Annotated in this window: 18 protein-coding genes; 3 read left to right on the top strand and 15 right to left on the bottom strand. The window is 59.2% G+C overall.

Annotated elements, in window-relative coordinates; all coding sequences use genetic code 11:
- Positions 1-54: 54 nt before the first annotated feature.
- On the bottom strand, positions 55-657 hold the full coding sequence (locus EAH78_RS05300; RefSeq protein ID WP_140666385.1) for a hypothetical protein: 603 nt from the start codon (positions 655-657) through the stop codon (positions 55-57).
- 112 nt (positions 658-769) lie between these two features.
- Positions 770-3253, bottom strand: coding sequence for a glycerol-3-phosphate 1-O-acyltransferase PlsB (gene plsB, locus EAH78_RS05295; RefSeq protein ID WP_140666383.1), 2484 nt, complete (start codon positions 3251-3253; stop codon positions 770-772).
- A 166-nt stretch (positions 3254-3419) separates the two neighbouring features.
- Between plsB and EAH78_RS05290 the strand changes: the two genes are divergently transcribed.
- Complete coding sequence (locus EAH78_RS05290) at positions 3420-3629, top strand: cold-shock protein (RefSeq protein WP_010462862.1); 210 nt, start codon at positions 3420-3422, stop codon at positions 3627-3629.
- Between the two features lie 134 nt (positions 3630-3763).
- Here the strand turns inward: EAH78_RS05290 and EAH78_RS05285 are convergent, their stop codons facing one another.
- The 4 genes from EAH78_RS05285 to EAH78_RS05270 form a co-directional block, all read right to left on the bottom strand.
- Positions 3764-4141, bottom strand: a complete 378-nt coding sequence (locus EAH78_RS05285; RefSeq protein WP_140666381.1) for a hypothetical protein — start codon at positions 4139-4141, stop codon at positions 3764-3766.
- 82 nt (positions 4142-4223) lie between these two features.
- Positions 4224-5033 (bottom strand): putative RNA methyltransferase, encoded by an 810-nt coding sequence (locus tag EAH78_RS05280; RefSeq protein ID WP_140666379.1) that lies wholly within the window; start codon positions 5031-5033, stop codon positions 4224-4226.
- A complete protein-coding gene (dapE, locus tag EAH78_RS05275) occupies positions 5033-6184 on the bottom strand; it encodes a succinyl-diaminopimelate desuccinylase (RefSeq protein ID WP_140666377.1) in 1152 nt (383 codons plus the stop codon). Before dapE ends, EAH78_RS05280 begins: the two co-directional genes overlap by 1 nt.
- Before the next feature lie 197 nt (positions 6185-6381).
- Complete coding sequence (locus tag EAH78_RS05270) at positions 6382-8973, bottom strand: glycosyltransferase (RefSeq protein WP_140666375.1); 2592 nt, start codon at positions 8971-8973, stop codon at positions 6382-6384.
- Between the two features lie 218 nt (positions 8974-9191).
- On the opposite strand from EAH78_RS05270, the gene tcdA reads away from it, so the two are divergent.
- Positions 9192-10004, top strand: coding sequence for a tRNA cyclic N6-threonylcarbamoyladenosine(37) synthase TcdA (gene tcdA, locus EAH78_RS05265; protein WP_170219100.1), 813 nt, complete (start codon positions 9192-9194; stop codon positions 10002-10004).
- Between the two features lie 109 nt (positions 10005-10113).
- On the opposite strand, the gene EAH78_RS05260 is transcribed toward tcdA, so the two are convergent.
- The 4 genes from EAH78_RS05260 to EAH78_RS05245 all read right to left on the bottom strand — a co-directional run bounded on the left by EAH78_RS05260 (position 10114) and on the right by EAH78_RS05245 (position 13333).
- A complete protein-coding gene (locus tag EAH78_RS05260; RefSeq protein ID WP_140666371.1) occupies positions 10114-10518 on the bottom strand; it encodes a SufE family protein in 405 nt (134 codons plus the stop codon).
- Positions 10515-11720, bottom strand: a complete 1206-nt coding sequence (locus EAH78_RS05255; RefSeq protein WP_140666369.1) for an aminotransferase class V-fold PLP-dependent enzyme — start codon at positions 11718-11720, stop codon at positions 10515-10517. Before EAH78_RS05255 ends, EAH78_RS05260 begins: the two co-directional genes overlap by 4 nt.
- Positions 11721-11904: 184 nt before the next feature.
- Positions 11905-12939 (bottom strand): 2,3,4,5-tetrahydropyridine-2,6-dicarboxylate N-succinyltransferase, encoded by a 1035-nt coding sequence (gene dapD, locus EAH78_RS05250; protein WP_140666368.1) that lies wholly within the window; start codon positions 12937-12939, stop codon positions 11905-11907.
- A gap of 31 nt (positions 12940-12970) precedes the next feature.
- Positions 12971-13333 (bottom strand): ArsC family reductase, encoded by a 363-nt coding sequence (locus EAH78_RS05245; protein WP_064676097.1) that lies wholly within the window; start codon positions 13331-13333, stop codon positions 12971-12973.
- A 215-nt stretch (positions 13334-13548) separates the two neighbouring features.
- Between EAH78_RS05245 and EAH78_RS05240 the strand changes: the two genes are divergently transcribed.
- Positions 13549-15180, top strand: a complete 1632-nt coding sequence (locus EAH78_RS05240) for a Na+/H+ antiporter (protein ID WP_140666366.1) — start codon at positions 13549-13551, stop codon at positions 15178-15180.
- A gap of 79 nt (positions 15181-15259) precedes the next feature.
- Here the strand turns inward: EAH78_RS05240 and EAH78_RS05235 are convergent, their stop codons facing one another.
- From EAH78_RS05235 to map, 5 genes are all read right to left on the bottom strand, one after another.
- The gene (locus tag EAH78_RS05235) at positions 15260-15985 is read right to left on the bottom strand and encodes a M12 family metallopeptidase (protein ID WP_140666364.1); all 726 of its coding nucleotides are present in this window, start codon (positions 15983-15985) and stop codon (positions 15260-15262) included.
- A 108-nt stretch (positions 15986-16093) separates the two neighbouring features.
- Positions 16094-16825: a M12 family metallopeptidase gene (locus EAH78_RS05230; protein ID WP_140666362.1), complete on the bottom strand. Its 732-nt coding sequence runs from the start codon at positions 16823-16825 to the stop codon at positions 16094-16096.
- Between the two features lie 167 nt (positions 16826-16992).
- Positions 16993-18192, bottom strand: a complete 1200-nt coding sequence (gene dapC / locus EAH78_RS05225) for a succinyldiaminopimelate transaminase (protein WP_140666360.1) — start codon at positions 18190-18192, stop codon at positions 16993-16995.
- A 154-nt stretch (positions 18193-18346) separates the two neighbouring features.
- Positions 18347-21049 (bottom strand): [protein-PII] uridylyltransferase, encoded by a 2703-nt coding sequence (locus EAH78_RS05220; protein WP_140666358.1) that lies wholly within the window; start codon positions 21047-21049, stop codon positions 18347-18349.
- A 49-nt stretch (positions 21050-21098) separates the two neighbouring features.
- Positions 21099-21881, bottom strand: coding sequence for a type I methionyl aminopeptidase (map, locus tag EAH78_RS05215; protein WP_140666356.1), 783 nt, complete (start codon positions 21879-21881; stop codon positions 21099-21101).
- Between the last annotated feature and the right edge of the window lie 91 nt (positions 21882-21972).

Here is a 21972-nt window from a genome sequence, read left to right as displayed (position 1 = left end):
GGAGGAACGGATGCTGACAGCCGTTTCGCCGGTTTATTGTGGGCGTGAAGGTTATCAGGCTTTGCTGAAGGGTTTTAATACAACAGAGCCGGGATAGACTTCGATTGAATTTCGGTATTCATTTTCAGTCGCCGTCAGGGTATAGCGTTTACCCGGCACAACAGTGTCCGGATCGTACTCCAGATAAAACGCCTCTGCCATTTGTTCACTGACATGCACTTGAGTCAGTTGCACCGTCGCGTTGTCGTATTCATGGGCAACGATGGTCACTGCGTGTTCGGGTTCTACCGCTTGAGGTTCTTGCGCCTGGATGTAGAGGCGACCGATCGGGCTCAGGTGCAGTATTTGGCGGTGAGGGGTACGGTGGACAACGATGAAGTGGTCCAGGTCAATCAGCAGTGGCACACCGTTGTGGGTCATGCTGACATTCACACGGTATTTGACGCTGACATCGGAATAACGGTGTGCAAATGAAAAGTTCCAGCGACCGCTGTACAGCATCGGATTACGCGATTGCGCTACTTTAATGGGAGACTGAGTATTTGCCGTATAAACGCTGATATAAGTCTCGGCCTCGCCGTCGGTGGGAGGCATAAAGTCTTCAGGCAAACTAAATGTAAGGGTGATGTAGTGGCTGGTGTTATCTACTGAGTTCATCGCGATATCCATATCGTGGCGGGTTAATTGGAGTGATCCATTAATCCATAATCGGACAACTATAAGAACGTCCCTGTTCTTTTAGTTGTTGTCAGAAAGTTACTGGCAATAACTAAGCCTGATCCGCCGCATCTTCACTGCGATGCAACGCCACCTGACGGATCGACAAGCGGATCTCCGCCGGCAACACCCGTTTGGCCGCGCCTTCGGCCAGTTCGCCGAGCAATTCGTGATAGCTCAACTTGCCGGCTTCGTCGCGCTTGAGCACGTCGAGGTCCAACATCGTTTGAATGAAATGACGGAACAGGCTCTTGTCGAAGAATTCCGGGGCATTCAGGCCATGGAGGATCGACAGGCGCTGGGCCATGACCGTGCACAAGTCTTCCAGCTCCTCGGCGCTGATACTGTTCTGGCCGCTGTTGAGCAGCAAAGAGACGGTCATGTAGAAGCGCTGCAAGGTCTGGGCGATGCTCTTCGACAGTAAGGTCAGCAGCACGAAATGCCGCGAGCTTGGCGCCGGACGCAGGTAAACGTTGTTTTCAAAGCGCAGCAGGCCTTGCTCGACGAACGCTTCCAGCCATTGGTCGATCACGGTGTCGAGTTCATCCATGGACCAGCGAATGAACAGTTCCGATTGCAGGTACGGATACAACGCGCGGGTGTAGCGCAGGATCTGGTCGCGGTTCATGCGCGAAGCGCTTTGGAAGAAACTTGCGAGCAGCGCCGGCAAGGCAAAAATGTGCAGCACGTTGTTGCGGTAGTACGTCATCAGGACGGCGTTCTGCTCGTCCAGGTAAAGAATCTTGCCCAGCGCATCGCTCTGCTCGGACAACAGGTCCATGTCCTTCACATGCTCGATCAGTGCACGACCGTCACCTTCCGGCAGCGTGGTGTGCGGTGAATACGGAACCTTGCGCAGCAGCGCCAGATATAGATCGAGCACCCGCGCCATGGCGCGATCATCCAGCGCCAGACGGCTGGTGGACAGCAGCGCCAGGGCCACCAGGTTGACCGGGTTGATCGCGGCCGCTTCGTTCAAATGCTGTGCGACTTTTTCGCCGAGGCGGTTAGTTGTTTCGTTGAGCCAGGCCGGTTTGAATTGCGGGCCGAGTTCCTGTTGGCGCCAGTCCGGCTGTTCGCTGTCGAGGAACTCCGCCAGTTTGATCGGCTCGCCGAAGTTCACCGCCACCTGGCCGAAGCGCTGCTTGAGCGCGCCGATGACTTTGAAAATGTCGAAAATCGACTCTTTCTTTTTCGTGGCGCCACGCAGTTCGCCGAGGTAGGTCCGGCCTTCCAATACGCGCTCGTAACCGATGTACACCGGCACAAACACGATGGGCACGCGCGATGAACGCAGGAAGCTGCGCAGGGTAATGGCCAGCATCCCGGTTTTCGGTTGCAGCATGCGGCCGGTGCGCGAACGTCCGCCCTCGACGAAGTATTCGACCGGGAAGCCTTTGGTGAACAGGGTGTGCAGGTATTCGTTGAACACCGAGGTGTACAGCGGGTTGCCCTTGAAGGTACGGCGCATGAAGAATGCACCGCCGCGACGCAGCAGGCCGCCGATCCCCGGCATGTTGAGGTTGATCCCGGCGGCGATGTGCGGCGGGGTCAGGCCGTTGCGAAACAGCAGATAGGACAGCAGCAGGTAGTCGATGTGGCTGCGGTGGCAGGGTACGTAGATCACTTCGTAACCCGGGGCGACGTTTTGCACGCCTTCGATGTTGTTGACCTTGATGCCGTCGTAGATCTTGTTCCAGAACCAGCTCAGCACCACTTCCATAAAACGGATCGCGGTGTAGGTGTAGTCGGAGGCGATCTCGTTGCCGTAGCGCAGGGCCTGGGCCTTGGCTTTCTCCGGGGCGATGTTTTCGCGCTCGGCTTCGTCGAGGATCGCTTGTTTGACCAGCGGCTGGTTGAGCAAACCCTTGACCAGATTGCGTCGGTGGGAAATGTCCGGGCCGATGACGGCGGCTTTGAGGTTGCGGAAGTGTACCCGCAGGATCCGTTGGGCCATGCGCACGGTGCGCTCGTGTCCCTTGTTGTGATCGATCAGTTCACGCAAGTGGATCGGTGCGGAGAACTGCACGCGGGTCTTGCGTCCCAGCACGATGATGCTGAGCAAGCGGCGCAGACGCCCGGTCACCGCCCAGCTGTCGGCGAAGAGCAATTTCCACGGGCTCGATTCGCTGTCCGGCGACTGGCCCCAGAACACGCTGACCGGAATGATCTGCGCATCTTCGGCGGCATTCTGGCTCAGGGCGCTGACCAGGCGGGTCAAGGTGGGCGGCGCGCCGCGTTTGTCCTGGCGGCCAAGCCAGTCGGGCTCGGGTGTCAGGTAAAAGAACGCGGCGGGTTCCAACAGATTACCCACTGAAACCGGCAACACCGGGCGGGGCAGGCCGGCCTTGCTGCATTCGGTGTCGACCACGGCGAGGTCGGTCAGTGATGGATTTTGCAGGACGTAGAACACCGGGCGACTGCGGTCGAGGTTGAGGGTGAACGACGACTGATTGATCGTCTCCGAGCGAACCCAGAGATACAACAGTCGGCGCAGGGTGCCAAACACAAGACGGCGGAACGGGGAACGGGTCATACGGCTTCTGCGTGAGTGGTTAAAACCGAGCGATTGCTAGGGCGGTCGATAGTGTGCCGTATTCACCGAAAATCGGCAAAAAAGCGCCTAAGTAAAGTGAGTTGAGAGTTTTGACGGCTGTCATATACTCGGCCGTTCAAAATAAAAACAAGGGGGGTACTGATTCATGGCTACGCGCGAAACCGGCAACGTGAAGTGGTTCAACGACGCCAAGGGCTACGGCTTTATTCAACGCGAGGATGGGGTGGACGTGTTCGTGCATTACCGCGCGATTCGCGGCGAAGGGCACCGTTCGCTGGCTGAAGGTCAGCAGGTTGAATATGCCGTGGTGACAGGCGAGAAAGGCTTGCAGGCTGAGGATGTGGTGGGGCTCTAAACCCACTGTTCAGATCACACAAAATCAATGTGGGCGGGCTTGCTCGCGAATGCGGTGTGTCAGTCCAGGTTTATGTCGACTGATACACCGCATTCGCGAGCAAGCCCGCTCCCACATTTGATCAGCGTCGTTTTTTAAACAGTTTTCCAGGTGATTTCTTCTTCACCATCAGCGCTGATGCGCATCCAGCGATCCGCTGTCTCTTCACCTTCTTCTTCGATCCACGTCCCCGGCGCGCAACGCACTTCGACGTTCAGCGCGGCAAAGGCTGCGCGGGCGCAGGCGATGTCGTCTTCCCATGGGGTCTGGTCGCTGTCCAGGAACAAGCTGTTCCACTTGCCTACGGCTTTCGGCAGCCAGGTGACAGGCACGTTGCCGGCCTTGCACTTGTACGTCTGGCCCTTCTGAACCCAGTCGGTGCACGGGCCCAAAGCAGTGCCGAGCCAGGCCGCGATGGCCTTGTAGTCGACGTCGGCGTCTTTCAGGTAAATCTCGATATCGGGTTGGCGCATGGATGTCCTCACTGCGGTCTGAAAAATCCATTCGCGGATTTAGCCGGCCTCAAGCCATTGCTCAAGACCAAAAAATTAAGGGTTATTGAAGAACGAAGTAATCGTAGCGCATCGACACAGTGACCTCGAACGGCTCGGCCTGTTCGATGACCGCTGCGCGGCGTTCGGCACTGGCGCGCCAACCGTGAGGCGTCATGGCCAACAGGTTCGCGCGATCCTGACCCTCTGCGAGCGTCAGTCTGAATTCCAGGGTTTCACTGTGCGCCAATGCCATGCCGTCCGGCACCAGGGCCAGGTGCTTGTCGTCGGTGTATTCGCGGACTTCGTCGTACAGCCGCTCGCGCAATTCCATTAAATGGCCGCTGGTCGGCCCGACTTTCATCAAGCCGCCACCGGGGCTGAGCAGGCGTTTGGCTTCTTCCCAATCCAATGGGCTGAAGACGCTGGCGAGAAACTGACAACTGCCCGAGGCCAACGGCACCCGCGCCATGCTGGCGATCAACCAGGTCAGCTGCGGGTTGCGTTTGCAGGCGCGTTTGACCGCTTCACGGGAGATGTCCAGCGCGTAACCGTCGGCGTTGGGCAAGGCCTCGGCGATTTGCGCGGTGTAGTAACCCTCGCCACAGCCGATGTCGAGCCAGCGTTGCGGCGCGTATTGCGCCGCCAGTTCCGCCAGACGCTTGGCCACCGGCGCGTAATGGCCTGCGTTCAAGAAATCGCGGCGGGCCTCGACCATGGCCAGGTTATCCCCAGGGTCGCGGCTGTTTTTGTGCTGCACTGGCAGCAGGTTCAGGTAACCCTGGCGCGCGCGGTCGAAACGATGCCCAGCGGGGCAGGCCACGCCGTTTTCCACCGCGTTCAGCGGTTCACTGCAGATCGGGCAAGCGAGCATCAGGCGAGCAACTTGATCAGGGTCTGGTAGTAGATTTCGGTCAGCACGTCGAGGTCGGCGGCCAGTACACGCTCGTTGACCTGGTGGATCGTTGCGTTAACCGGACCGAGTTCAACTACCTGCGTGCCCATGGTCGCGATGAAGCGCCCGTCGGAGGTGCCACCGCTGGTGGAGGCCTTGGTGTCGCGACCGGTGATGTCCTTGATGCTCGACGCCACGGCATCCAGCAACGCACCCGGCTCGGTCAGGAACGGCAGACCGGACAACGCCCAGTCGATGTGCCAGTCCAAGCCATGCTTGTCGACAATGTCGGCGACGCGTTTTTGCAGGCCTTCAACCGTGGATTCGGTGGAGAAACGGAAGTTGAACACCGCCACCAGGTCGCCCGGGATCACGTTGGTCGCGCCGGTACCGGAGTTGACGTTGGAGATCTGGAAACTGGTCGGCGGGAAGAAATCATTGCCGTGGTCCCAATGCTCGGCGGCCAGTTCGGCCAGGGCCGGGGCGGCGAGGTGAATCGGGTTCTTGGCGAGGTGCGGATAGGCCACGTGGCCCTGTACACCGCGAACGGTCAGCTTGGCGCCGAGGGAGCCGCGACGGCCGTTCTTGACCACGTCGCCTACCAAGGTGGTGCTCGACGGTTCGCCGACGATGCACCAGTCCAGACGCTCCTTACGGGCGGCAAGGCGTTCGATCACAGCTTTGGTGCCGTGGTGAGCCGGGCCTTCTTCGTCGCTGGTGATCAGGAAAGCGACCTTGCCCTTGTGATCCGGGTAGTCGGCGACAAAGCGCTCGGCGGCCACGGTCATCGACGCCAGGCTGCCTTTCATGTCTGCTGCGCCACGGCCGCAGAGCATGCCGTGTTCGTCGATCAGTGCGTTGAACGGGTCGATCTGCCAGGCCGTCACCGGACCGGTCGGCACCACGTCGGTGTGACCGGCGAAGCACAGCACCGGGCCGTCGTGTTTACCGTGGGTCGCCCAGAAGTTATCCACATCTTCGATGCGCATTGGTTCCAGCATGAAACCGGCATCGCCCAGGCGCTGCATCATCTGCTTCTGGCAATCGGCGTCGACCGGCGTCACGGACGGACGGCGGATCAGGTCGATGGCGAGTTGAAGGGTCGGCGAAAGGTCGGCGTGGGCCGTCATGGAAAACTCCGGAAGCTAATTGTGTAGGAACAAAGCTTGCTCGCGATGAACGATGATGAGGTCTTTCTGTTACACCGAGTGGCATCAATCGCGAGCAAGCTTTGCTCCTACAGGAATTGGTGCTGGGCGCGCAAAATGGCGGTTATCTTAAAGCAAAACGGCGGCCATTGGCCGCCGTTTAGTGCATCTCTACGGATTTAGACGGCCGGTGCTGGCTCAGGCTCGGCTACCGGTTTCGGCAGCGAAGACAGGAACGCCATGATCAGCGCCGCCAGGTATGGCAGCGATTGCACCAGCAACATGGTCACCCAGAAGCGCATGTCGTTGCTCGGCAAGCCGTTGACCAGGAAGATCCCCAGCGCCGCGCCCCACAACAGCAGCATGATGAACATCTCTTCACGCGCCTCCGAAATCGCCACCCAGAAGCCGTGGTTATCGGCGTTTTTCGGCGTGCGGAAGAACGGAATGCTGCTGGTGAAGAAGCCGTACAGCACCGCTTTGGCGATGGTGTGCGACAACGCCAGTCCGGCCAGTGCTGCACAGAACGCATCTTTGAGGTTCACGCCGACGGCGCGGCGATACAGGAAGATGATCTTGCCGACCTTGAACACGAACAGCGCCAACGGCGGGATCGCGAAAATCAGCAACGGCGGATCGACCCGCTGCGGCACGATGATCATCGCCGCCGACCACAACAACGCGCCGACGGTGAAGAAGATGTTCATGCCATCCGCGACCCACGGCAACCAGCCCGCGAGGAAGTGGTAACGCTGGCCACGGGTCAGTTCGGTGTCCTTGCCGCGCAGCAGGCTGGCGGTGTGACGTTTGATGATCTGAATCGCCCCGTAGGCCCAGCGGAAACGCTGTTTCTTGAAGTCGATAAAGGTATCGGGCATCAGGCCTTTGCCGTAGCTGGTGTGGTAATACGCCGCCGACAGGCCTTTTTCGAACACGCGCAAACCCAACTCGGCGTCTTCACAGATGCACCAGTCGGCCCAGCCAAGTTCTTCCAAAACAGAGCGACGGGTCATGGTCATGGTGCCGTGCTGGATGATCGCGTCACGGTCGTTACGGGTGACCATGCCGATGTGGAAGAAGCCTTTGTATTCCGCGTAGCAGAGCTTTTTGAAGGTGCTTTCGTTCTGATCGCGGTAATCCTGCGGCGACTGCACCACCGCGATTTTCGGATCGGCGAAGTGCGGCACCATGTGCTTGAGCCAGTTCGGGTCGACGCAATAGTCCGAGTCGATCACCGCGATCACTTCGGCATCCTTGGCGGTGTGCGGGATCAGATAATTCAGCGCGCCGCCCTTGAAGCCGGCCAGCGGGGCAACGTGGAAGAACTTGAAGCGCGGGCCGAGGGTTTCGCAGTAATCGCGCACCGGTTCCCAGACCGCCGGGTCCTTGGTGTTGTTGTCGATGATCAGGACTTCGAAGTCCGGGTAGTCGAGGTTGGCCAGGGCGTTGAGGGTCTGTTTGACCATCTCCGGCGGCTCGTTGTAGCAGGGCACGTGGATCGAGACTTTCGGTCTGTAGTCCGAATCGCCCACCACCGGCAGGAATTCACGACGACGCTTGTGGGTCCAGACTGCTTCGGCCAGTTCATGCGCCTCGGTCAGCAGAACAATAAAGACCCCGAGCGCACCGAGCGCCAAGAGGAATCCGACTGTCAGGCTGAACCAGGTGCTGTATTGCTGGCTGTAGTCGTAACCGATCCACACCAACACCGAACCGCACAGAAACGCGATGAAGGTCAGGAAGGTACGGCCACGCTGGCGCAGGGCCGAGCCGTCGATCATCAGTAGGGTCAGGGACAGCAACGCCAATACGGCCGAGCCGATCGCCAGCACCCGCCATTGCGGGATCGCGACCACCGGGCCTTCGAAGTTGAATTTCTGCTGGCGCGCGGCGTTGAACACGCCCCAATAGGCGCCCACCGACCCTTCGTCGCTGGCCTTCCACGGCTGGTCAAACGCTTCGATCACGAAGTAGTTGAAGCCCTGGCGGTTGAGTTTGTTGACCAGGGTGCGCAGGTAGATCGCCTGATCTGCCGGGCTGGCATCGGTGCCGCCACGCATACGGCCGTTGCTCGGCCAGCCAACCTCCGAGAGCAGCAGCGGTTTTTTCGGGAACAATTTTTTCAGGTCGCGGGCGCGGTCGAGGACGAACTGACCGGCCTTGTCCACCGGGATGAATTCCCAGTAAGGCAGAACGTGGGCGGCGATCAGGTCGACGTGCTTGGCCAGTTCCGGGTGTTCTTCCCAGACGTGCCACTGCTCGGACGTGGTCACCGGCACCTTCACGGCGGCGCGGACGCGATCGAGGATCACGCTCAGTTCGGCGGCGGTAATTTCCTTACGGAAGATCGCCTCGTTGCCTACAACCACGCGAACCACGCTGCGCGAGGTGTTGGCAATTTCGATGGCGCGGGTGATTTCGCGCTCATTGCGCTCCTGGTCCGGGCTGATCCAGATCCCCAGGGTCACGCGCAGGCCGAATTCCTCGGCGAGCTTGGGAATGTCTTCCAGGGTGCCGTCGACCGAGTAAGTACGGATGTTGTCCGTCAGCTTGCTCATGATCTCCAGGTCGCGACGCATTTGATCGTCGGTCGGGTACTGCTCTTTCTGCGGGTACTGGCCTTGCTGAAACGGCGAGTACGAAAAGCCGGAGATCTGTTCAGGCCAGTTGGGGGCGGTGACTGGGCGGTTGATCAGCGCCCAGAAGCCGGTAAACAAGGCTGCGATGGCGAGCACCACGACCAGGTTGAGTCCAAATTTGCGGGATGACATAGCTATTTCAGGTTCCAAAGACTGTGGAACGAAGGAACGGTTGGCGGTCGCCAAGGGGCGCGCATCCTACACCGGGCATTCTCTTTTCGTACAGCGGACAGGGAATTGCCGGACATTGGGCAATTTGCTTTCACATAAGTTCTTACACTTGTAGCCGGAAGGTTAAAAGTTCTCGCGCAGTGGCCCTATAATGCGCGCCGGTTTTTGGGGTATTGGTCATGAGCACAGAAGATCCGCGGTTTGCAGGCATCGCCCGTTTGTATGGCATCGAGGGGCTGGAGCGCCTGCGCGCGGCGCATGTGGCGATCGTTGGCGTCGGTGGCGTCGGTTCCTGGGCGGCGGAAGCCATCGCCCGGTGTGGCGTGGGCGAGATTTCGCTGTTTGACCTCGACGACGTCTGCGTCAGTAACGCCAATCGTCAGTTACACGCTCTGGACAGCACCGTCGGCAAGCCCAAGGTCGAAGTGATGGCCGAGCGCCTGCGCGGGATCAACCCGGACTGCACGGTGCACGCGGTGGCGGATTTTGTCACCCGCGAGACCATGGCCGAGTACATCACGCCGAACATTGACTGCGTGATCGACTGCATCGACAGCGTTAACGCCAAGGCGGCGCTTATTGCGTGGTGCAAGCGGCGCAAGATCCAGATCATTACCACTGGCGGTGCGGGTGGTCAGATTGATCCGACGCTGATTCAAGTGTGCGACTTGAACCGCACGTTCAATGACCCGCTGGCGTCGAAAGTGCGCTCGACCTTGCGTCGCGACTACGGCTTCTCTCGCACCGTGACTCGCCATTACAGCGTGCCGTGTGTATTTTCCACTGAACAACTGCGCTACCCGAAACCGGATGGCAGCATCTGTTTGCAGAAGAGTTTTGTCGGCGATGGCGTGAAGCTGGACTGCGCGGGCGGGTTTGGTGCGGTGATGATGGTGACGGCGACGTTCGGGATGGTGGCGGCGACCAAGGCTGTGGACAAGATTGTGGCGGGTGTTCGGCGGCCTTCGGATCGGGTCAAGCCTGAGGTTTGATGGGTGTGGTTGATGGCCCCTTCGCGAGCAAGCCCGCTCCCACACTTCGACCGGGTTCTCTCAGGGGAATGCGGTCGAAGTGTGGGAGCGGGCTTGCTCGCGAAGGCGATTAGCCAGCCAACTCGTTCATCCGCTGGAGCACGGCATTCAGGCCATTACTGCGCGAGGGCGACAGTTGCCGCGAAAGCCCAAGCTGATCGAACCACCCCGGCAAATCCACCTGTCGCAACTCAGCCGCCGACAACCCGTTGACCCGCGCCAGCAGCAACGCTACCAAGCCGCGAATCAACCGCGCATCGCTGCTCGCCGCAAACTGCCAATGGCCATCCTGCAACGCAGCCACCAACCAGACCTGGCTTTCACAGCCATGCACCCGGTTGGCATCCACCTTATCCACATCACTCAGTGCAGGCAGGCGATCGCCCCATTGCATCAGCAATCGCGCACGCTGTTCCCAGCCGGCAGCGTTCTGGAACGTCTCCAGCGCCGTCACCGCATCGGCAGGCAGACTCATCGCAACAGCTCCAGGGCCTGATCCAGCGCTTCAAAGAACCGCTCCAGGTCTTCGGAGTCGTTGTACAGCGCCAATGACACCCGAATCGCCCCGGCCAGTTCGAAGCTTTTGAGCAGCGGCATCGCGCAGTGATGCCCGGCGCGAACGGCAATCCCCTGTTCGGTCAGCAAATGCGCCAGATCCGAGTTATGCACACCCTCGACGACAAAACTCGCCAGGGCCAGTTGCGGTTTGCCCAGCAACCGAATGCCGTTTCGGGCCTCAAGCCCCTTCAGCAAATAATCATGCAGTGCGGCTTCATGGGCGTTAACGGCGTCTTGATCGAGCCCGGTGAGGTAATCCAGCGTCGCGCCCAGACCAATCACAGCGGCAATTGGCGGCGTTCCGGCCTCGAAACCCAGCGGGGCAGGGCGGAAGCGTGCGTGGTGGTAATCCGCATCCAGCACCATTTCACCGCCGAATTGCCAGTGACGCAGTTGCTTGAGCGCTTCGTTGCGGCCGAACAGCACGCCGAGGCCATCGGGGCCGTAGAGCTTGTGGCTGGAAAACACATAGAAGTCGCAACCCAGCGCCTGCACATCGTGCCGGCCATGCACCACGCCTTGAGCGCCGTCGACCACGGTCAATGCATCGTACGCCTTGGCCATCGCCAATAAGGCCGGCAGCGGTTGCCAGACGCCGAGCACGTTGGACAGCTGACTGACCGCCAACAAACGGGTTTGCGGACCCATCAACTGTGCAGCGGCATCCAGATCGATCAAGCCGTTTGCATCCAGCGGCAGGATCACCAGTTTCAGCTCGCGCCGCTGCGCCAGTTGCTGCCACGGCAGCAGATTGGCGTGATGCTCCAGGGCGCTGATGACGATCTCATCGCCCGGATTGAAAAGATGCTCCAGGCCATAGGCCAGGAGGTTCAGCGCAGAGGTCGCGCCGTGGGTAAAGATGATCTGCCCGCTATCGCCGGCGTTCAACCATTGGGCGACTTTGCTGCGGCTGGCCTCGAACGCCTGGGTGGCGTGGGCGCCGGGCAAGTGTTGCGCCCGATGTACATTGGCTGCGCCGTTAGCGTAGTAATGCGTCAGGGCATCCAGCAGGGCTTGAGGCTTTTGCGTGGTGGCGGCGTTGTCCAGATAGGTCTGGTCTTGCCGTTGCAGAGCGGCGATGGCCGGAAAATCGGCGCGCCAGGGAGAGGGGATCATCATGTTATTCGGCCCTGGTAAACATGGGCGGGTGTACGCCAAACCCGTAGGAGCAAAGCTTGTGTGGCGAGGGAGCTTGCTCCCGCTGGGGCGCGAAGCGGCCCCAAAAGCTTTGCGACTGCTTCGCAGCCGAGCGGGAGCAAGCTCCCTCGCCACACAAGCCCGCTCCCACAGGTGCCTGCGGCACTTAGTTGTGAGCGTGCAGCGCTTCGTTCAGTTCGATGGCCGATTTGTGGGTTTTGCATTCCACGGCACCGGTCTCCGAATTGCGACGGAACAACAGGTCAGGTTGACCTGCCAGTTCACGCGCCTTGACGACTTTGACCAGTTTGTTGTGCTCGTCCAGCAGCGCCACTTTGGTGCCAGCGGTCACGTACAGGCCCGACTCAACGGTGTTGCGGTCGCCCAGCGGGATGCCGATACCGGCGTTCGCGCCGATCAGGCAGCCTTCGCCGACCTTGATCACAATGTTGCCGCCACCCGACAGGGTGCCCATGGTCGAGCAACCGCCGCCCAGGTCCGAACCCTTGCCGACAAACACGCCAGCCGACACACGGCCTTCGATCATGCCCGGGCCTTCGGTGCCTGCGTTGAAGTTGACGAAACCTTCGTGCATCACGGTGGTGCCTTCGCCCACGTAAGCGCCCAGACGAATACGCGCCGCGTCAGCGATACGCACGCCGGCCGGTACCACGTAGTCGGTCATTTTCGGGAACTTGTCCACCGAGAACACTTCCAGCAGCTCGCCACGCAGGCGGGCTTCCAGTTGATGCTCAGCCAGTTCGGACAGGTCGATGGCGCCCTGGCTGGTCCAGGCCACGTTCGGCAGCAGCGGGAACACACCGGCCAGGTTCAGGCCGTGCGGCTTGACCAGGCGATGAGACAGCAGGTGCAGCTTGAGGTAAGCCTCTGGCGTGGAGGTCAGTTGAGCGTCTTCGGCCAGGATGGTCGCGACCAGCGGCTTGTGGCTCTCGGCCAGACGGGTCAACAGCGCGGCTTGTGCAGCGTCGACACCTTTCAGCGCTTCAGCCAGTTGCGACGCCTGAGCGGTGCTGAAAGCGATGGCCTGATTGCCTTCGGTGTAACCCAGAATCGGTGCGATGGCGGCAATGACTTCAGCCGATGGATGCAGGACAGGGGCGGCGTAGAACACTTCCAGCCATGCGCCTTGACGGTTTTGAGTGCCGACACCAAAGGCCAGGCTGAACAGGGAATTGGACATGTGAATACCTCTACAAAATTGAACGGGCTGCTTACTTGAGCGCTGCCGCGTAGATATCTGGCTTGAAGCCAATCAGGGTTCGGTCACCGAGATCAAGCACTGGGCGCTTGATCATCGAGGGTTGTGCGAGCATCAGTTCGATGGCTTTGCGCTGGTCGAGATCGGCTTTGCGTTCGTCGTCGAGCTTGCGAAAGGTCGTGCCTGCACGGTTCAACACCACTTGCCAGCCGTGCTCGTCGCACCATTGGGTCAGGTGTTCACGGTCGATTCCGGCCGTTTTGTAATCATGAAAGTCATAGCTGACAGCGTGTTCATCGAGCCAGGTGCGCGCCTTTTTCATGGTGTCGCAGGCTTTGATGCCGAAAAGGTGCAACGTTTTGCTTGAAACGGTCAAGGAATTGCCCCCTTTGCAGGTGCTGGAAAAAAAAGGTGACGGATTATGCCATGACCCTTGAGTTAAAACCCAAAACCCTGTGGGCGCGAGCTTGCTGCCGCAGAGTAGTATTGGTCGGTCGCGGCAGCGTACGACATTGGTGCAACGGCCAGCCGGCAGTCTAAGCGGCTAATATGGCACTTCAATGCTGTCGATTGCCTGGGAACCCGCGCTTTATGCAAACCGCCTACACCGTCCTGATCCTATTGATGCTGGTCGGCGTTTCACGCCTGATCGGGCGGCTGCTACCGCTGCCATTGCCTCTGGTACAGATTGGCGCGGGTGCGTTGCTGGCTTGGCCGACACTGGGTCTGCATGTGGCCCTGGATCCCGAACTGTTCCTCTTCCTGTTTCTGCCGCCGCTGTTGTTTTCCGATGGCTGGCGGATGCCCAAGCGTGAACTTTGGCGCCTGCGCGGGCCGATCCTGACACTGGCGGTGGGGTTGGTGCTGTTCACCGTGGTCGGCGCCGGCTATTTCATTCATTGGTTGTTACCCGGCATTCCGTTACCGGTGGCGTTTGCCTTGGCGGCGGTGTTGTCGCCCACGGATGCCGTGGCCGTCTCGGCAATCTCCCGGGATCGTCTGCCGACGCCGCTGATGCACATGTTGCAGGGGGAGGCGTTGATGAACGATGCCTCAGGCCTGGTGACGTTCAAATTCGCGTTGGCGGCAGCGGTGACGGGCGTTTTCTCGCTGGCCAACGCCAGCGTGACCTTCGTGTTGGTGGCGGTTGGCGGCCTGGCCGTCGGCGTCGCATTGAGTTGGCTGGTGGGACGTTTGCGCTCATGGATGATCGCTCGCGGCTGGGATGATCCTGCGACTCATGTGGTGTTCATGTTGCTGCTGCCGTTCGCCGCTTATGTGGTGGCTGAACGTCTCGGTGCATCCGGCATTTTGTCCGCCGTGGCGGCGGGGATGATGCAGAGCTGGCTCGATCTGCTTCCGCGCCAGACCAGCACCCGATTGCTCAATCGCAGCGTCTGGTCGCTGTTGGAGTTTGCCTTCAACGGGTTGATCTTCCTGCTGCTGGGCTTGCAACTGCCGGACATCATCAAGGCCGTGGCCAGCCATGAAACATCATTGTGGCCGACGCTGCTCTACCGTTGTCTGGATGTGCTCGCCATCTTTCTGGTGTTGCTGGTGTTGCGCTTCGTCTGGGTGCAGAGCATCTGGCGCTTGTCTGTTCTGTTGCGACGCTGGCGCGGCAGGGGCGAAATGACACAAGTGCCGACCGCGCGTTCCTGCTGGTTGCTGACGGTCGGCGGAGTGCGCGGGGCCGTGACGCTGGCGGGCATACTGTCGGTACCATTGCTGTTGGAAGGCAATGCGTTTCCCGAGCGCGATCTGCTGATCTTCATCGCCGCCGGCGTGATTCTGCTGTCGCTGATTGCCGCGTGCATCGCCTTGCCCCTGTTGCTGCGCGGCATCGAGAAAAGTCCCGACGACAAGCGCCGCAATGAAGTACGTGACGCCTGGCGCAAGACCGCTGAAGCGGCAATCCATGCACTGGAAATCGAAGAGATCAATCCGCAGGACGCCGCGCAGGCAGCACTGGCTACCGAACTGAAGGCGCGGATCATGTCCGAGTATCGGCATCAGCTGGATGTGTTCAACGATTCGGCGGAAGCCCAGGCGCTGGCGTTTCAGATGGACTTGCTGGAGCGGCGGTTGCGCTTGAAGGCGCTGCGTGCGCAGCGCCTGGAGTTGTATAGCCTCAGCCGCCATCACCAGATCGGTGATGACGTGCTGCGAGAGGTGCTGGGGGAACTGGATTTGAGTGAGGCCAATCTGGGATCGGTCAAGTAGGCTTTCATGGCGAATGGTAGCGTCACCAGAAGATGCTTAGTCTGTGCGTTCGCTGGACTTAGTCAGCGTCGATCGATGGCTATTTTGGGTAGGCTTTGCGCATAACTCGCCTGTCCAGCATGCTGATTTTGGTGTTGATACCCACTTCCCAATCCCCTGTCGTCAGTTCGTTCGGAACGGGGTAATGCATGATCGAATCCTTGTCGTAGCTGCCCCATAGATGGTCGCTGCCTCCAAGAGGCGTCAGGACGTAAAGATCCGTGTCTTGCTCGGTCCACCCAAAGTGGGTTTTATAAAATTCGTAAACCTTCGGCTTGTCCCAGGGAATGTTCGCTTTTGGATGCTGCTGCTCGTGCTGCAGACCCAATGCGTGACCGAACTCATGCAGTACGGTTGCTTCAAATTCTGGATGGTCGATTTCAATATTCAAATTCAGCGTTGGTACATGTTGTTCGTACAACAACGCATCAGTGCCTACTGCGGAGTCGTTTGTCGCGCTGGATGTTGAAATCCTGATCTCGCTTTCACCGTGGTCAACAAATTCGAAATGCACGTTCACAGAGGGTTGCCATTGCTTGATCAACGCTTGGATGGCAAGCCGTTTCATTTGAGTCGGCGTATCCACGAACGCGATTCTTAACGTCCGGCCATTGCCCCAGAATTTGCTCCAGGTGCCAATGGCGCGCTTGGAACGTCGGCCCGTGGAAGAGCGTTGGGCGTTGTCGGGGTTTTCCAGGATGGCTGCGTCGTAAGAGGCAAGTTCATCAATAGCGCGGATCATTTTGCAGGGAGTAATAATGTTCATAATTGATTGGCTTATAGTGTGCGTGTAGTCGTGTTGATATCGGCAGTGCTCGTCCGTTTGTTTTCAATGACGATGCTCCTGTTCTCGATCGTTAAAAAGAATAAAGTTTTAGCGCTTGGGGTAGAGCAGTTTCATTAAACGCTTGTCTTTTTTACTGATCTTTCGGTTGATTGGATTTTCCCAGTCACCCAGTGTCAGGGTGTTCGCCACGGGATGGTGCATGATCGACTTTCTGTCGTAGGGCGTATAAATCGCGTCGATGGTATCGAAGGGCTGAAACAGGTTCCTGTCGACTTGTTCCTTGGTCAATGGGTTCATTTCCCGATTCTGGTAGAACTCATAAACTTTCGGTTTATCCCAGGGGATAGTGGCCTCAGGGTGTTGGTGTTCATGCATGGCGCCTAAAGCATGTCCAAACTCATGAGTCACGATCACGTCGAAGTCTGCATCTTCAGGTTTGACACCCAGGTCCATGGTCTGCCAGTCAGGATGAATCAACAGCGCATCGGTGCCGAGCATTGAACTGTTGGCATTGTTTTTCGTTGCGATCCGGATATCCCCTTCAAGTCCATCGACAAAATCGAAGCTCAGATTGATATAGGGCAGCCATTGGCTGGCGGCGTCGATGACCTTCTGTTTGTGCGCATCATCAGGGTCGTCGATGAAGGCGATTTTGAGCGTTCGTCCGTTAGCCCAAAGCTTTGAGTAATTGATCAGCGAGCGCTTGCGGCGAGTACTGCTGGAGGTGTTTGCGTTTGCGGGATTTTCGTTGATGGCAGCATCATAGGATTGCTGATCATCAGGCCATTGAATAAGAGAACAGTTTTCAATGCAATTCATTCGTTACTTCTTCCGTGAAGTGGATGTAATGTCTTATTTGGGAGCACAGTTATGTGCTGCATGAGAGTAAGGGGAACGCAGCAGTGTGGTGAGTTTTAATAGTGAACGAAATGTAACTGACTTTATAAGAGTGCCTGCACTGCGTTGCACAGTGCAGGCAGGCATATTTACTTATTGCGGATAATAAAGTCGCGAATTCTCTTCGCTGCTTCTACACACTCAGCCAACGGCGCAACCAATGCCATGCGCACGCGCCCGGCGCCCGGATTGAAGCCATCAACTTCGCGAGACAGATAAGAGCCCGGCACCACAGTCACATGTTCTTGCACAAACAGATCACGGCAAAACGCTTCATCGTCGCCTTCAACGTTCGGCCACAGGTAGAACCCGCCATCCGGACGCTGCACATCCATCACCGGGCCAAGGATTTCCAGCACCGCATCGTATTTCTCGCGATACAGCGCACGATTGGCACGCACATGCACTTCGTCGTTCCATGCCGCAACGCTGGCCAACTGGGTCTGAACCGGCATTGCGCAGCCATGGTAGGTGCGATAGAGCAGAAAGCCCTTGAGGATCTCGGCATCACCGGCCACAAAGCCCGAACGCAGGCCTGGCAGGTTGGAGCGCTTGGACAGGCTGTGAAACACCACGCAACGCTTGAAATCCTTGCGACCCAGTTCGACGCAGGCGCTGAGCAAGCCGGCCGGCGGTGTTTGCTCGTCGAAATACAGTTCGCTGTAGCACTCGTCCGCCGCGATAACGAAGTCGTATTCGTCGGCCAAGGCGATCAGCTTCTTCAAGGTATCGACCGGGATCAGTGCGCCAGTCGGGTTGCCTGGGGAACACAAGAACAGGATCTGGCAGCGCTTCCAAATGTCTGGCGATACGGCATCGAAATCCGGGTTGAAACCGTTTTCGTCCAGGCACGGCAGGTAGTGCGGCTTGGCCCCGGCGAGGAACGCCGCGCCTTCATAGATCTGATAGAACGGATTCGGGCTGACCACCAAGGCGTCGTCGCCACGGTTGACCACGGTCTGGGTGAAGGCGAATAGCGCTTCACGGGTGCCATTGACCGGCAGCACGTTGCGCGCCGGGTCGAGCCAGCCGCTCGGGACGCTGAAACGGCGTTCACACCAGGCGGCAATGGCTTCACGCAGGGCCGGGATGCCGAGGGTGGTCGGGTACACCGCCATCTGGTCCAGGTTGCTGGTCAGCGCTTCGGCGACAAAGCTTGGCGAACGGTGCTTTGGCTCGCCGATCGACAACGCAATGGCGCGCTTGTCCGGGCTTGGCGTGACGCTGCCGAGCAGAGCGCGGAGCTTCTCGAACGGGTAGGGCTGCAACTGGTTCAGAGCGTTGTTCATCGGTAGATCTCGTTCGGTGTGGGAGCTGGCTTTTGTAGGCGTCGGGTTTGCCCGCGATGCAGGCGCCTCGGTTTGTCAGGTGCGCCGAGGTGATGCTATCGCGGGCAAGCCCGACTCCTACATAAGCGCTTTCCCACAGGGAAAGTTGGTTTATTCAGATGCTAATGCGGGAAATTTTGATATCGGGTTCGTGGCCGACGCTCAGCTGTTCAACGATTGCATCCTGCAAGCGGCTGCACAGCAGCGGGTCCGACAATTGCTGGTTGTTTGCGTCGGTAATGAAGAACACGTCCTCCACACGCTCGCCCAGCGTGGCAATCTTGGCGTTTTGCAGCGACAGGTCGAACTCCAGGAAGATCGTACCGATCCGTGCCAGCAGGCCCGGGCGATCGGGAGCCGTGAGTTCCAGTACGGTCACGGGGCGTTGGGCGTCGTTGTGGATCGTCACTTGCGGCGCGAAGGCGAAATGCTTGAGTTGGCGCGGCACCCGGCGCTGGATGATGGTCGGGTAGTCGTCCGGGTTGCGCAGGGCTTCGGTCAGGCCGTCGCGGATCTGTTTGACCCGCGCCGGGTTATCGCCAATCGAGTCGCCGTCCGTGTCGAGCACGATGTAGGTGTCGAGGGTGAACTGGCTGCTGGAGGTGATGACTCGGGCGTCGTGAATGTTCAGGTTGAGCTGGTCCATTGCGGCCACGGTCACGGCGAAGAAATCGTGTTGGTCCGGCGCATAGATGAAGATCTGCGTGCCGCCCTCGAACTCGCGCTGAGTGGTTTCCTTGATCAGCACCAGCGGCCCGCCGTCAGCCGGCTGCTGGAGAATCGCGTCGCTGTGCCAGGCCACGTCGCCGGCGGTGTGACGCAAGAAGTAGTCATCGCCGAGCTGCGCCCACAGCTGTTCGACGTCGTCCGGGTCGGTGCCGCCGCGCACGAGGATGTCCAATGCCGCGCTCTGGGTCTGGCGGATCTGCTCTTCGCGATCGACCGGGTTTTCCAGGCCGCGGCGCAAAGCGCGCTTGGTCTCTGTATAGAGCTGGCGCAACAGGCTGGCGCGCCAGGAATTCCACAGCGTCGGGTTGGTGGCGTTGATGTCGGCGACAGTCAGCACGTACAGGTAATCGAGGCGGGTTTCGTCGCCGACGGCCTGGGCGAAATCGTGGATCACCTGCGGGTCGGACAAGTCCTTGCGCTGGGCCGTGGTCGACATCACCAGGTGGTTTTGCACCAGCCAGACGATCAGGCGACTGTCCCATACCGGCAGCTGATGGCGCTGGCAAAAGGCTTCGGCATCCACCGCGCCGATTTCCGAGTGGTCGCCATGCCGGCCCTTGCCGATGTCGTGGTAAAGCCCGGCCATATAGATCAGCTCGGGCTTGGGCAGCTTGCCCATGAGCTTGGCGGCCAGCGGGAATTTTTCCGACACTTGTGAGTACTGCAACTTACGCAAGTGTTTAATCAGGTTCAGGGTGTGCGCATCGACCGTATAGATGTGGAACAGGTCGTGTTGCATCTGGCCGACGATGAAGCCGAACTCCGGCAAATAGCGCCCGAGGATGCCGTAACGATTCATCCGGCGCAGGTTGCGGTGGATGCCGATCTTGCACTTGAACAGCTCGATAAACAGGCTGGTATTGCGAATGTCGTTACGGAACTCGTCGTCGATCAGGTGCCGATGTTCGCGCAGCAGGCGGATGGTATCGGCGCGAACACCTTTGATTTCCGGCTGCTGTGCCATCAGCACGAAGATTTCGAGCATGGCGAACGGCGTGCGACGGAACACGTTGTCGTTGCGCGCTTCGATGTAGCCGTCGTGCAACTGGAACCGCGAATTGATCGGTTGCGGTGGCGCTTCGTCTTCCGGGGCGAGAATGACTTCTTCGAAGTGCTGGATGATCAGGTCGCTGAGCTGGGCGATGCTCATGACCACCCGGTAATACTGCTGCATGAAGTTTTCGATGGCTTGCTTGGCGTCATCGCCGACAAACCCCAGCAGTCCGGCAATCGAGCGCTGATGATCGAACAGCAAGCGATCCTCGGAGCGACCAGCGAGCATGTGCAGCGCGTAACGGACTTTCCAGAGGAACTCCTGGGAAGAGGCCAGCAGGGCGTTTTCGCTCTCTACCAGAAAGCCTTCGCCGGCCAGTGCACGCAGGTTCAGGGTGCCGTATTCGCGACGGGCCACCCATAGAATCGTCTGGATATCGCGCAGGCCGCCGGGCGAGCCTTTGACGTTGGGTTCCAGGTTGTATTCGGTGTCGTTGTATTTGTGGTGACGGGCCTTCTGCTCGGCGCGCTTGGCCAGAAAGAATTCCTTGCTTGGCCACATATGCGCAGTGCTGGTGACATCCAGCATGCGCTGGCGCAGGCGCTCGGGACCGCAGATGGTGCGGCTTTCCATCAAGTTGGTGACGACCGTCAGGTCTGCGCGGGCTTCAACGGCGCATTCATCCACCGAACGAACGCTCTGACCGACTTCCAGGCCGATGTCCCACAACAGCGTCAGAAAACGCTCGATGGAATCGCGGAAAACTTCGTGATCGGCGCTGTCCAGCAGGATCAGCAGATCGATGTCGGAATAGGGGTGCAACTCACCACGACCATAGCCGCCGACCGCGACGAGCGCGATGTCGGCGTCTTCACTCCAGTTGAACTGCTCCCAGGCCTTTTGCAGGATGTTATCGACGAACCAGGCGCGATCCTCGATCAGCCGGCGAATGTCGCGGCCGCTGCGAAAGCGCCCGTCGAGCACCTCGCGGGCCTGGCGAATCGCCTTCTTGAAGGCCGCGATCGGGCTTGCCTTCAGGGCCAGTTCAGCCTGGAACTGGCCGCGGTCGAAGAGTTCGGGATCCACCTGCGGCATCGATTGGCTTTCCTGTCTATCTATAAGGCTGAGAGCGGTGCGGTGCGGATCAGGCCGAAACGCGCGCGATGGTGTCGTCGGCGCGCAGGGTGAAGATCTCGTAACCGGTGTCGGTGACCAGCAGGGTGTGCTCCCACTGGGCCGACAACTTGCGGTCCTTGGTGATTGCGGTCCAGCCATCGCCCAACACCTTGGTGTCGGCCTTGCCCTGGTTGATCATCGGCTCGATGGTGAAGGTCATGCCCGCTTTCAGCTCCATGCCGGTGCCGGCGCGGCCGTAATGCAGGATCTGCGGCTCTTCGTGGAACACTTTGCCGATACCGTGACCGCAGAACTCGCGAACCACCGAGAAGCCGTTCTTTTCCGCGTGCTTCTGGATGATTTCGCCGATGTCGCCGAGGCGGCAGCCAGGTTTGACGATTTCAATCGCCTTGTACATGCATTCCTGGGTCACTTGCGACAGGCGCTCGGCCCAGACCGGCACGGTGCCGACGTGGAACATGCGGCTGGTGTCGCCGTGGTAACCGTCCTTGATGACGGTGACGTCGATGTTCAGGGTGTCGCCATCTTTCAACGGCTTCTCGTTCGGAATGCCGTGGCAGACCACGTGGTTGATCGAGGTGCAGATCGACTTCGGGTAGCCTTTATAGTTGAGCGGGGCAGGAATGGCTTTCTGCTCGTTGACGATGTAGTCGTGGCAGATGCGGTCCAGCTCTTCGGTGGTGATGCCCGGTTTGACATGTTCGGCAATCATTTCCAGCACATCGGCGGCCAGTTTGCCGGCGATGCGCATTTTTGCGATGTCCTCTGGGGTTTTGAGGGTGACGGTCATACAGGCTCTCTCTGCGCTCGATGGCGCTTGTCGAAACGAAATGGGCGGTGTGCGATTGATCTTCGCGGCCCTGAAAAACCCGATTCTATCA

Source organism: Pseudomonas arsenicoxydans (assembly GCF_006438915.1).
GTDB classification, from domain to species: Bacteria; Pseudomonadota; Gammaproteobacteria; order Pseudomonadales; family Pseudomonadaceae; genus Aquipseudomonas; species Aquipseudomonas arsenicoxydans_A.
Note: the sequence above shows the minus strand (reverse complement) of the source record. Positions and strands in the feature narration are given on the sequence as shown.